Here is an 11244-nt window from a genome sequence, read left to right on the forward strand (position 1 = left end):
GGTTCAGGGAGGGGCGGGGGTCTTGAACTCGGGGATGAGTTCGCCGGTAAGGCGGATGCTCTTGAGGACGGCCTCGTGCGAGAGGGCGCCCACCTGGTGGAAGGACATGAGGGCGTCGATTCCCAGCGACTCGTAGCGCTTGAGGCCCTGCCGCACCTGGTCCTTCGTGCCGACGATGAGCGAGTCCTGCGCGCTCAAGACTTCCCACACCTGCTCGTGCGGCACGTCCTCGCCGGACATGATGCGGCCGAGGATGCGCTGGGCCTTGGACACGGGGGCGTTCGGGTCCTTGCCGCGCAGGTACTGGCCCGTCAGGCCGCCACCGGCGGGGTCCTTGGCGAGCGCCTCCAGCTCCGCGGCCGACTTGACGAAGAAATCCTTGGCCTCGAAGAAGGTGAAGGAGCCGTTGGTGTACCAGGCCGCGGCCTGGGCGGCGCCGTTCTCCATGGCCTCGCGCTCCGAGTCCGCGCAGTGCACGAAGGTGAAGAAGGCCACCTGGTTGTTCACGAACTCGCCCACGGGCTCACAGCGCGTCCTCAGCGCCTCGCGGTAGAGGTGAATCATCTCTCCCACCTGCTCCGGAGAGGCCCACAGCGTCACGCCGAGCGCGCCCACGCCATTGCGTCCCGCCTGCTCGAAGGACGCGGGGCTGGAGCACGCCTGCCACAGGGGAGGGTGCGGCTTGCGGTAGGGCTTGGGGATGACGCTGATGTCCTTGACGCGGAAGTCCGGCGTGTCCCAGGAGAACTTCTCCTGCGTCCACATCTTCGGGACCATCTCGAAAGCCTGCTGCATCTGTGAGCGGGTGGCGTCCGCGTCGATGTTGAAGACGCGCCACTCGGGGATGGTGCTGCGGGCCATGCCGAGCTGGAAGCGGCCGCCGCTCAGGTGGTCGATGAACGCGGAGCGCTCGGCGATGCGGATGGGGTGGTTGAAGCGCGCGGGCGCGAGCGCGGCCGAGTGGCCCACGTGGATGTTCTTCGTACCCATCGCGATGGCGGTGAGCATGACCTCCGGCGCGGAGCTGTAGCTGAACTCCACCGCGGTGTGATGCTCCACCTGCCACCAGACGCCGTAGCCCATCTCATCCGCCAGCCGCGCCTGCTCCAGTGTTTCGCGGATGAGCCGATGTTCATGGTCCGGCTGGGTCCAATGTTCCTTCGGGTGCTGCATCTCCGAGAAGATATCGAGTCGCATGTCAGGTCCTTCCCCCTGTAGACCTCGGGTTGATGCGACTGTAGCACCAGGAGTGTGGTTGTTCCGTCTCGCGGGTCAATCCTTGTCACGGCGAGGGTCGCGGTTGACATCCATTGTTTGTCTTACCTGGTGCTGTTCGCGGGAGGTCGCCAGCCCGCACCCTTCGTTTCAAGTGCGGGGCGATGTGGCCATCGGCCTGTCGAATGGGTCCTGCATGGGTAGCGTCCCAAGTACGCGAGGCGCGCCGGGCCGAGCGCACCCTGTTCTCTCTTTTTGGAGCTTTCATGTGGAAGCAGGTCTTCCTGGTGGTGGTGCTCGCCGCCCAGACACTCATGGGTTGTGGAGGCGATGCGGTGTCGTATTCGGCGCCGGTCGGCATCAACCTCAAGGCCAAGTCGTCTGATACCGTCAATGCGACCGTGACTTCGCGGAAGGGCATCTCGACCGAGTCGGGAAATCCCTTCAAGGTCTTCGTCGATGCGGCGCGCGAGGAGCTGGACGGAAAGTCCCCTGCGCGCATCGAACTCACCCAGCTCACGCTCACCCTGGGCGCGTCCAGCGTCGGCGTGAGCTCGCTGGCCGAGGTCTTCACCGGCCGCGTGGACATCCTCTTTCTCATCGATGACTCCAACAACACCTACGTCGCGGGCCACGGGGAGAGCCCCACGGGCAGTGGCCCGGTGGCATTCATCGTCGACTTCGACTCGGAGGCGATGGCGGAGGAGGACTACACGCGCTTTCTCGCGGGTCGGTTCGATGTGGTCCTGCGAGGCACGGCGGCGCCGACCTTCACGAGCAAGGGCGCGGACGTCGACTTCCAATCGACCTTCTCCTTCACGGCTTTCGAGTGAGCCCCTCCGTCACCCCCGCGAGGCCCCCACGGCGAAGGTGACGACCTCCTCCCGGGCACCCGTCCGCTTCCCAGGCCGGGTGCCCGCGAGGGCCACGTCGGGAACAGGTGCCCCGCGCGCACGAACCACGTATGCAGGAGCGCATGAGCCGCGCTGACTCCCGTGGAATCCTCTTCGACCTCGACGGCACGCTGGTGGACTCGCTGCCGGATATCATCGACAGCTTCCTGCAAGCCTTCCCCGTGCATGGCCTCACCGCCCCCACCTACGCCCAGGTGCGCGCGCTCATCGGCTACCCACTCGACTTGATGTACGCGGAGTTCGCGCCCCAGCACGTGCCCGCGCTGTGCGCCACCTATCGCGAGCACTACCCCCTCAACTACATGAACCGCTCGCGCCCCTATCCCGGTGTGCTGGAGGCCCTCGGCACGCTGCGCGAGCGCGGCTACCTGCTGGCCGTGGCCACCACCAAGAAGAGCCCCATGGCCCGCCGCTTCGTGGACGCCATGGGCCTGGGTTCCGTGCTCCACCATGTGCAGGGCACGGATGACTTTCCGCACAAACCCGCACCCGACGTGCTCCACCGCGCCCTCGCCGAGCTGAAGACGGGCGGATTGTGGATGGTGGGTGACACCACCCTGGACCTGCGTGCAGGCAAGGCGGCCGGACTGCGCACCTACGGTGTCACCTGGGGCACTCACCCCGTGGAGGAGCTGGCCGGTGAAACACCGGATGAGCTTCAGCCCGACTTGCGACGGTTGCTGGAGCGCCTTCCTCCCCTGTCCTGAGTCGCTCGCTATACTTGGAAAGTATGGAGCCACTGCCCGACGTCCTCCGTCATTTCCATCCCGTGCTCCCAGCCACCGCGCTCCGTAAGAAACCCATGCGAGTGGAGGTGGCCGGTCGTGCCTATGCCCTCTTCCGGGACGCTGAAGGGCGTCCCGCCGCGCTCGCGGATGCGTGTCCCCACCGCTTCGCGCCTTTGTCCAAGGGCCGCGTGCGCGCGGATGGTCGGCTCCAGTGCCCGTACCATGGCTGGCGCTTCGACGCGCAGGGGCAGGGCGCCAATCCCAGTCAGCCGGAGCTGCGGCACTGCGACGTGAAGAGCTTCCAGGTGGTGGAGCACCGGGGCTACCTGTGGCTGGCCCATCGCGACACCCCGCTGTCCTCGCTGCCGGAGCTTCCCGCCAACGACGGCTACCTCTTCGGGGGCAGCTTCTCCGTGCTCTTCGAGGCGCCGCTGCATGTCGCGCTCGACAACTTCAGCGAGGACGAACACACGCCCTACGTCCACACCCGCCTGGGCTGGGATGACCCTCATGCGGGCCAGGTGGAGTTCGAGGCGCACAACCTCGAGGACCGCACGGAGGTGTTCTACCGCGCCCCCCAGCGGCCCGCGGCGCTCATGAAGCTTCTGGGCGTGCGCGACGGCGACCTGTTCCGCAACGAGTGGGTGACGCGCTTCGACCCGGTGCACAGCCAGTACACCGTGAGCTGGGAGGCGCCCTCCGGAAAGCAGCGTCCGTTCATCACCCGCGCCAACATCTTCTTCGTCCCGGAGACGGCGAAGACGACGCGCCTGCATGTCTTCTCCTTCCTGCGCTGCGTGCAGCCGCTGCTCAAGCCCTTCCTGCCGGTGGCGGCCCGCGTGGCCATGGAGCTCACCCGCTGGGAGGTCGTCGACGACGCGCGCTTCATCCCCACCGTCGCGGACACGCCCTACAGCCACAGGGGCATGCGCCTGGACCGGTACGACAAGCCGCTGGTTCACCAGCGCCGGCTGATGGAGCGCATCTACTTCCGTCAGCCTCGGACGACGACCACCGAGGACGAACTGCCCGCCGTGTCGCTCGCGCGCGAGGCGGTAGGCTGAAGCCCGCATGAGCCTGGACGCGCGCGTCATGGAGACCCTCGTCGCCCAGCGGCGCCGCTTCCTCGCGTTCCTGGCCCCGCGCGTGGGCAGCCCGGAGGAAGCCGAGGAGGTCCTCCAGCTCGCCCTGGTGAAGGGGCTGGAGAAGGGCGAGGGGCTGCGCGACGAGGAGAGCGCGGTGGCCTGGTTCTACCGGCTGCTGCGCAACGTCCTGGTGGACCGCCACCGCCGCGCCCGCAGGGAAGAGCGCGCCCTGGCCGTCGAGGACGCGGAGGCTCCCCGCTCCACCGAGGACGCCGAGGCGCTGGAGTCCTCCGTGTGCGCGTGCGTGGCGGGGCTGACGGACACGCTCAAGCCGGAGTACTCGGCCGCCATCCGCCGCGTGGACCTGGAGGGCACGCCCGTCTCGACGTTCGCCCGCGAGGAAGGGCTCACCGCGAACAACGCCGCCGTCCGCCTGCACCGCGCCCGGCAGGCCCTGGGTCGTCGGCTCATCGAATTGTGCGGCACCTGCTGTACCCACGGCTGCGTGGACTGCGCCTGCGAGCCGGGGCGTCCCCGAGTCACCGAAGAGGCCTGACAAAAAGCCGGTGTAATGCGGCACGGGGGCCGGGCGTCAGCCCTGGCGTCAGGGGCGGGCGGGTGCTCGCCCTCTTCGTCGAGGACCTCTCATGGACGCCGAAACCCTCCACCGCCTCGCGCTGCCCGCCAGCGCCGTCGCCTTCCTCCTCTTCGCCATGGTGCTGCCCACCGCGCGGCTGCGCCGCCGCACGGGCCAGGCCGCCTTCGTGCTGCACCGCCGCGCCAATCCCTTCCAGCGTGTCATCGGCGTGTGCATGGGCCTGTTCATCCTCGGCCTGACGGCCTGGAGCGCGCTGTACGCGGCGCTGGGCTCGGAGCGGCTCGGCGTGTGGCCGGTGCCGGACGCCGTCCGGTGGCTGGGCTGGGCGGTGCTGCTCGCGGGGCTCGTCGTCGTGCTGGTGGCCCAGGTGCAGATGGGCGCGTCCTGGCGCATCGGCATCGACCGGGAGCCCACGGCGCTGGTGACGGACGGCCTGTTCTCCGTCGTCCGCAATCCCATCTTCGCGGGCATGCTGTGGGTCGTGGTGGGGATGGCCTGCGTGACGCCGAGCGCGTGGACGTGGATGGCGTGCGCCGACTACGTGCTGCTCGTGTCTCTTCAAGCAAGGCTGGAGGAGGAGCACCTCGCGCGGCTGCACGGCCCGGCGTATCGCGAGTACGCGGCGCGGGTGGGGCGCTTCCTGCCAGGGTTGGGCCGGTTGGAGCCCGCGGAAGTCACGGCCTGAAGGGCACACCTCCCAACGGCACCCGGGACCGGGATGAACTCCGGCCCCAGGCGCCACGGGTAGGTCAGTCGTTCACGTCACTGCACCGTGAAGGCGAGGTCATCCACGTCCGTGAAGCCGCCACCGGGGCATGCACCCGAGAGGCTGGTGGAGCGGAGGACGGCTCGCACCGCCTGCTGCGCGCCCGCCGGCAGGGTGTAGGTTCGCGTCACCCACGCATACCCCGCGCTCGACAGGGTGGTCGCGCCCAGGCTGACCCACGTCGGGCTGGCGGCGTTGGCCGCGGTGAAGATCTCCAACTGCTCCCCGGTGCCCGAGGCAAAGGCGCTGACCTCCACGCGCACCGTCTTCCCCGAGGCGAACGGCGTCTTGTCGAGCGTCATCACCCGCACGCGCTCAACCGAGCCATCCTTGAGGTATCCGCCCGTGACGTCAGTGCCCACGGTGGTGACCGCGGAGCCATCCGCGCAAGTGCCCTGCAGCGTGTTGGGCTGCTGGGCCTCCGGATACACCGTCCCCCGGCCCTCATAGAACATCCCCGAGTCGCAGGAGGCCTGCGCCGTCGAGCACAGCCCGGTCTGTCGCGTCGTGTTGTAGGTGGCCAGAAGCATGGGGGCCAGGGTGCAGGTCAACCCCGCGCTCGCGCGAGCACAGAGGTCCGCCCGGCCATCGCCATTGACGTCTCCCAGGGCGAGCGTCGAGCCGTACTCGTCGGCGGACCACCCTTCGGAGTCACCGAAGTCCATGTTGGTGACATAGCGGTAGTTCCTGAAGGAGGTCCCCGTCGAGAAAGAACAGACCAGCCCCGTCGAGTGCCGGCCGCAGACGTCCGCCTTGCCGTCCCCATCGACGTCGCCGAGCTTGATGGACTTGTAGCGCGACGGCAGGGTTCCCCATCCCTGGGCGTCATCGAAGGACATCTGCGTCCAGCGCGACGCCGTCGCGAAGCCCGTGGCGACGCCCTCGGACAGTCCACACCACATGCCGTCCGCCCCACGCGCGCAGATGTCCGCCTTGCCGTCGTTGTCCAGGTCCGCCAACTGGAACGTCGTGGCGTGCTTCGCCAATGCCCACGACGGGGCCGTGAAGTCCGAGCTCCAGGACGTCGCGGCCTCGAAGGTCGTCCCGTTGAAGAGGCTGCATACGATTTCACCCGCCGCGTTCCGCCCACAGATGTCGGCATAGCCATCGAGGTCCCCGTCGACGTTCCCGATCCGGATCGAGCCATAGAGCGCCTCCGAGGCATTCCACCCGTTCGCATTGGAGAACTCCGCCGCGTCCCAGGCCGACGTCGCGAACGCCGTCGTTCCGTTCGACTTGAAGCACAGGTAGCCAACCACGGCACGGATGCAAGCATCGGCGTTGCCATCATTGTCGATGTCCGCCAACTGGAACGTCGTGCTGTACTGGGCCGGCTTGTAGCCATCCGTGTCGGCCACCAGGCTCAGCCAGTTGGTCGCGGTGTCCATGGAGCCGTCCGCGAGCGACAGCGCGCACCGAATCCCCCCGGAGCCACGCCCGCACACGTCCGCCTTGCCGTCGCCATTGATGTCACCCAGCCGGACCGTCCCGTAGTAGCCAACGTCGCTGTTCCACGTCTCCCAGTCGGACAGGTAGGTCGTGGTCCATTGGGTCGGAGCGGGAAAGCTGAACATTCCCCGGACGCCGGGATGCGCGTCGAGCGGGACGAAGACGTACGGGGTGCCAGACACGGCCTTGAGCTTTCCGACCAGGGAGACCACGAAGCGGTAGGCCCAGTCCGTCCCAGCGATGTTCATCGTGGGATTGAAGTCATGCATCTGGATGATGCCTCGCTCGAGCCCATTCACCGTCCTGTCCCCATCGGGATCCAGCTCGAGGCTCATGGCGACGTAGTGGTCCGCGCAGGCCTCCGGCGTCCAGCCGTTATTCGTGCAAGCCCAATCGTGGGCGTCCCAGTCGAAACAGAAAGGGCCACTCATCTTGGACAACGCGGGGTCGCTCCGGACGTTGTTCGCGATTGAGGAGGAGCCGTCGCACGCGTGGGTTTCACCGATGGGGGACTGCCCCCAGTTGTCGCCCGGGGCCCGGAAGAGAAACATGCCATCCGTGATGTAGGGGTCCAGGATGGCCTGGTTGACTTTCAGCTCGGCGATCTGCCCCGCGGCCCCCAGCGAAGGGTTGGTGAGCGCCTCGTGGTCATACGTGTGGTTGGCCACCCGGTGGCCCATCTCGACAATCTGGGACAGATAGGTGGTGTTGCCCAGGTCGCCGAGGTACCGCGGGCAACCCGCGTCGATGCGGCACCCGTTGATGAAGAATGTCGCGCGAATCCCCTGCTGCTGCAGGTACTTCGCGATCTGCCAACTGGTATTGAAGCTGGCCATCGGATTGTCATCCGGACCGTCATCGAAGGTGAAGGAGACGGTCCGGTACGGCAGGGGTGGGTCCTTCCAGGCATTCCCAATCTGCGCGTCCGTCAGGACGGCATCACGGCGCTGGGCCGTCTCGACGGGGGCGGAAGGAGTGGCCTGGGTACAAGCCATGCTTGTCATCAACAACGGCAGCAGGAGTCTTTTCATGGGGGAATCCAAACGGGGGCCTTCGTGAATGGCCCGGCAGGCTCCTACCATGTCGTGCTGACGCCTTCGCACGTCGCTTCCAAGGGCAGACTCCAGGCGGCCCCAAAGCAGTCCATGCGTCACCTGCGCGCCCGCGAGCAGGACGTGCTCGCTCTGACGGAGCGGGTGTCAAAGGGTGTTGAGAGGGAGGACGGCCCGACGGGCCGTGGCCGTCTTGCTTCGTGGAGTCTTGTGCTCCACGAAGTCTCGACGGGAACCGCTTGCCGGTGTCAGTGCGCCGGCTGGGCGGGCTCCTGCCGCTGCTGGGGTCCGACGCCGGTGCGGGCCTCGAACGCATTGCAGCCGCTGGCGCCAGAGACCTTCAGGTCGTACGCACGCAGGTCCGCCTGCATGCAGCGCTGCGTCTCATTGTCACTGGGGTTCGCGTTACCGCTGGCGAAGTAGCGACAACTCTTGCAGTTGCCCCACTGTCCTTCCGCCATGATGACCTCCTCGGAAAAAGGGGTGCTGCTGTCTTCCTTCCGAGGGTGGGGTCGGTGGCGAAGCCTCACAAGCGGGGCCGCGCCACCGCCCCGGGAGGCGGTCGGTCCGGCGCCTGGAGTTCAGGCGCCGGACGGGTGAGTCTCTACGGCTGCGGCGCGGGCTGCGGCTGCTCCGGCTTCGGCTGCTCCGGGGGCTGCATCCCCGCGGGGTTCTGCTCCGTCGCGCCGGGCAGCGGCTGCACCGTGGGCGGCACCGCGTTCTCGTCCTTCAGGTCGGAGTCGAGCGGGCGAGCCTCGAACGCACCCACCGAGCGCAAGAGGCGCAGTGCGGCGACCGAAGCCTGGAGGCGCTCGCTCACCAGGCCGATTTCGGCGTTGGTCAGCGCGGTGTTCGCGTCCGCGACTTCCAGGTACGTGGCCACGCCGGCCTTGAAGGAGACGTCGGTGAGGCGCTGGGACTCCCGCGCCAGCTCCACCGTCTGCTCCGCCTTGAGGCGGTTGGCCAGGGCGCTCTCCAAATCCAGCTGCGAGCGCTTCACTTCCTCGCGCGCCGTCAGCTCCGCCTTGCGGGCGTTGGCCTGGGCCTCGACGATTTTCGCGGAGGTGTCCGCGAGGTTGGCCTCGCGCAGACCGCCATCCCACAGCGTCCAGTTGGCCCCGAGGGTGATGAGCCACACGTCCGCCCGGCCCGCGAAGCCCGCGGCGTTGGCGATGCGCCAGGTGCCGGTGAGGCCCACGGTGGGCAGGTAGCTGAACCACACGCCGCGCTTGTTGATGCGCGCCAGCTCCGTCGTCTCACGGGCCGCGGCCACGTCCGCGCGCTGCTCCAGTGAGCGCTCCACGAGCACCTCTGACTCCGTCTTCACCGGCACCTGCGGCTCCGGCGGCGGGGCCACCTCGAAGTCCGGGCTGTCCAACGCCAGCAGCGTGGTCAGCACCAGCTTCGCGGACGCCAGCGCGTTGCGGGCGCGGATGAGGTCCTGCTCGGCGCGGGACAAATCCTGCTCGGCGCGCAGGAGCGCGACGCGCGTCACCGTGCCGGCGTCGAAGCGGACCTTGGTGTCCTTCGCGCGAGCGCCGTTGAGCTCCACCAGCCGCTCCTGCACCGTCACGGCCTGGGCCTGCGCGGCGGCGCCGTAGTACGCCTGCGCCACGCCGAAGAGGATTTCCCGGCGCGCCTGCTCCACGTTGAGCGCGGCGACCGTCTCGCTCTTGTAGGCCGCCTGGATGCCCGCCCACAGCTGGGGCGCGATGAGGGCCTGGCGCAATTCCGCCTGGAACTGCCGCTGCACCAGGGGCTGGATGACCACGGGCTCGGGACCCAGGGGACCGGGGGGAATGACGGCGGCATTGGAGTTTCGGACGATGGCCGCGCCCACGGTGATGGTGGGCAGATAGCCCGCCCACGCCTTGCGGGACGCCGTGTCCGCCTGACGCAGCCGCGCCTGCGCCGCCTTCAGGTCCAGGTTCTCTTTTCGCGCCTGGATGAGTGCGTCTTCCAGGGTCAGCACGGGGGGCGGTGCCGCGGCCAGGGTGGCCGCCAGGGTCAACGCCAGAAGTGAGCTCATAACCGCCTCTGCCTCCTCGTGGGGTCCGCGCCGGCGCGAACCCCAATGGTCCTAGATGGATTCACTACGGGGGTGTGTCTTGGGTCCGCGTTCCGGGCGTTCTGCCCGAGCGCGTCATGAACGACAGGAATTCAGCGCGAAGGGCCGAACCGGCTCTTATGAAGGTCATCCGCCGCCGCATGGCTTCTTCCACGGTCCTGTTTCGGGTCGGGCCCCACATAGGCCATGTCGTTCGATTTTGGAAGCTCCGGAATGTAGTAACCCTCAATATTTGATGAAGTCAATTGTTTAGGTAATGGGGGTGAATTACCATGAGCGGTATGAGTGGAAGCAGCGAGAATCTGGAGCGACGGGGCAAGCCGCCGAACTCCGGGCCGGAGGCCCTGGAGGGGGACCTGCCCAAGCAGGCGTGGACGCTGCTGTTCGAGCTGATGCACGCCCACATGCGGAACTTCCCGGCGCTGGCGGCCGAGTTCGAGTTGTCCCCGGTGCAGGCGCACGTGGTGCGTCAGCTGGGCGAGGGCCCGCTGGCGATGAGCACGCTGGCCAACTACCTGTCGTGTGACGCGTCCAATGTCACCGGCCTGGTGGACCGCATGGAGGCGCGGGGCCTGGTGGAGCGGCGCAGCAGCGAGCAGGACCGGCGGGTGAAGATGCTGGTGCTGACGGACTCGGGTGTGGCGCTGCGCGAGCGGCTCCTGGAGCGACTGGCGGAGCCGCCGGAGCTCATCGCCGCGCTGTCGGATGATGACCTGCGCGCGCTGCGCGACATCATGCGCCGGGCGCTGCGCTCGCAGTGAGGCCCGCGCGGGCCCCGTCCCTCCAGCAGGGAGGTGGGGCCCCGGCGTGCTTCAGTCCAGCAGGAACGTGTACGAGTACTTCATCTCCGTGGAGACAGCCTCGCCGCCCTTGATGGCGGGCTTGAAGCGGAAGCGTTTGATGGCATCGCGCGCCGCTTCATTGAGGCCGTAGCCGGGGCCGGAGAGCACCTTGGCGGCGACGACGCGGCCCTCGTTGTCGATGGTGATGGACAGCGTCACCGTGCCTTCGATGCCAGCGCGACGGGCCTCTTCCGGATAGGGGACCTTCACCTCGGAGGCCACGGTGGGCTCGGAGTCCACCTGGTAGATGGGCGTGTACTTGGGCGCGGAGTAGCCCTTCACGTCCTTGGGGTCCTTCGCGACGCCGTCCGCCTTGCCGTAGGCGGTGTTGCCCACGGGCGCGGCGAACGAGCCCGCGCTGGTGGTGGAGGACATCGTCATGCCCACCACGAGCGGCGGCGGCTTGGCCTGCGGCGTGGGCGGCGGCTCGTTGGGCGGAGGCGGCAATTGCTCCGGCGGAGGCGGCTGGGGCTTGGGCACCTCGGCCACCTTGATGGGCGGAGGCTTCACCGCCTTGGGCTTGGGCG

11 protein-coding genes are annotated in these 11244 nt (G+C 68.1%); 6 read left to right on the forward strand and 5 right to left on the reverse strand.

All coding sequences use genetic code 11. The features are described 5' to 3' along the window. Window positions 1-3: 3 nt before the first annotated feature. A complete protein-coding gene (locus tag HR086_RS39120; RefSeq protein WP_174460983.1) occupies window positions 4-1197 on the reverse strand; it encodes an LLM class flavin-dependent oxidoreductase in 1194 nt (397 codons plus the stop codon). A gap of 284 nt (window positions 1198-1481) precedes the next feature. On the opposite strand from HR086_RS39120, the gene HR086_RS39125 reads away from it, so the two are divergent. From HR086_RS39125 to HR086_RS39145, 5 genes are all read left to right on the forward strand, one after another. Then, window positions 1482-2048 carry a hypothetical protein gene (locus HR086_RS39125; protein WP_174460984.1) on the forward strand — a complete coding sequence of 189 codons (567 nt, stop codon included), beginning with the start codon at window positions 1482-1484 and terminating at the stop codon, window positions 2046-2048. Between the two features lie 143 nt (window positions 2049-2191). After that, window positions 2192-2836 carry an HAD family hydrolase gene (locus HR086_RS39130; protein ID WP_174454292.1) on the forward strand — a complete coding sequence of 215 codons (645 nt, stop codon included), beginning with the start codon at window positions 2192-2194 and terminating at the stop codon, window positions 2834-2836. 23 nt (window positions 2837-2859) lie between these two features. After that, window positions 2860-3921 (forward strand): Rieske 2Fe-2S domain-containing protein, encoded by a 1062-nt coding sequence (locus HR086_RS39135; RefSeq protein WP_174454293.1) that lies wholly within the window; start codon window positions 2860-2862, stop codon window positions 3919-3921. 7 nt (window positions 3922-3928) lie between these two features. After that, window positions 3929-4498: an RNA polymerase sigma factor gene (locus tag HR086_RS39140; RefSeq protein WP_174454294.1), complete on the forward strand. Its 570-nt coding sequence runs from the start codon at window positions 3929-3931 to the stop codon at window positions 4496-4498. A gap of 91 nt (window positions 4499-4589) precedes the next feature. Then, window positions 4590-5225, forward strand: a complete 636-nt coding sequence (locus tag HR086_RS39145) for an isoprenylcysteine carboxylmethyltransferase family protein (RefSeq protein WP_141640522.1) — start codon at window positions 4590-4592, stop codon at window positions 5223-5225. Between the two features lie 77 nt (window positions 5226-5302). On the opposite strand, the gene HR086_RS39150 is transcribed toward HR086_RS39145, so the two are convergent. The 3 genes from HR086_RS39150 to HR086_RS39160 form a co-directional block, all read right to left on the reverse strand. After that, window positions 5303-7786, reverse strand: coding sequence for an FG-GAP-like repeat-containing protein (locus HR086_RS39150; RefSeq protein WP_174468160.1), 2484 nt, complete (start codon window positions 7784-7786; stop codon window positions 5303-5305). A 269-nt stretch (window positions 7787-8055) separates the two neighbouring features. Beyond that, window positions 8056-8268, reverse strand: a complete 213-nt coding sequence (locus tag HR086_RS39155) for a hypothetical protein (protein WP_141640524.1) — start codon at window positions 8266-8268, stop codon at window positions 8056-8058. Between the two features lie 143 nt (window positions 8269-8411). Beyond that, window positions 8412-9836, reverse strand: a complete 1425-nt coding sequence (locus tag HR086_RS39160) for a TolC family protein (RefSeq protein WP_174454296.1) — start codon at window positions 9834-9836, stop codon at window positions 8412-8414. 311 nt (window positions 9837-10147) lie between these two features. Between HR086_RS39160 and HR086_RS39165 the strand changes: the two genes are divergently transcribed. Further along, window positions 10148-10636, forward strand: coding sequence for a MarR family winged helix-turn-helix transcriptional regulator (locus HR086_RS39165; protein WP_174454297.1), 489 nt, complete (start codon window positions 10148-10150; stop codon window positions 10634-10636). A 51-nt stretch (window positions 10637-10687) separates the two neighbouring features. Here the strand turns inward: HR086_RS39165 and HR086_RS39170 are convergent. Continuing rightward, the coding region (locus HR086_RS39170; protein ID WP_174468161.1) for an energy transducer TonB at window positions 10688-11244 on the reverse strand (557 nt) is incomplete at its 5' end.

Origin of the sequence: Myxococcus sp. CA039A, assembly GCF_013336645.1 — a bacterium.
Taxonomy (GTDB): domain Bacteria; phylum Myxococcota; class Myxococcia; order Myxococcales; family Myxococcaceae; genus Myxococcus; species Myxococcus llanfairpwllgwyngyllgogerychwyrndrobwllllantysiliogogogochensis.

Bases quoted from the DNA above. Each gene is read 5' to 3' on its own strand.
- HR086_RS39120 (WP_174460983.1), bottom strand. From the start codon at position 1,197: ATGCGACTCGATATCTTCTCGGAGATGCAGCACCCGAAGGAACATTGG.
- HR086_RS39125 (WP_174460984.1), top strand. From the start codon at position 1,482: ATGTGGAAGCAGGTCTTCCTGGTGGTGGTGCTCGCCGCCCAGACACTC.
- HR086_RS39130 (WP_174454292.1), top strand. From the start codon at position 2,192: ATGAGCCGCGCTGACTCCCGTGGAATCCTCTTCGACCTCGACGGCACG.
- HR086_RS39135 (WP_174454293.1), top strand. From the start codon at position 2,860: ATGGAGCCACTGCCCGACGTCCTCCGTCATTTCCATCCCGTGCTCCCA.
- HR086_RS39140 (WP_174454294.1), top strand. From the start codon at position 3,929: ATGAGCCTGGACGCGCGCGTCATGGAGACCCTCGTCGCCCAGCGGCGC.
- HR086_RS39145 (WP_141640522.1), top strand. From the start codon at position 4,590: ATGGACGCCGAAACCCTCCACCGCCTCGCGCTGCCCGCCAGCGCCGTC.
- HR086_RS39150 (WP_174468160.1), bottom strand. From the start codon at position 7,786: ATGAAAAGACTCCTGCTGCCGTTGTTGATGACAAGCATGGCTTGTACC.
- HR086_RS39155 (WP_141640524.1), bottom strand. From the start codon at position 8,268: ATGGCGGAAGGACAGTGGGGCAACTGCAAGAGTTGTCGCTACTTCGCC.
- HR086_RS39160 (WP_174454296.1), bottom strand. From the start codon at position 9,836: ATGAGCTCACTTCTGGCGTTGACCCTGGCGGCCACCCTGGCCGCGGCA.
- HR086_RS39165 (WP_174454297.1), top strand. From the start codon at position 10,148: ATGAGCGGTATGAGTGGAAGCAGCGAGAATCTGGAGCGACGGGGCAAG.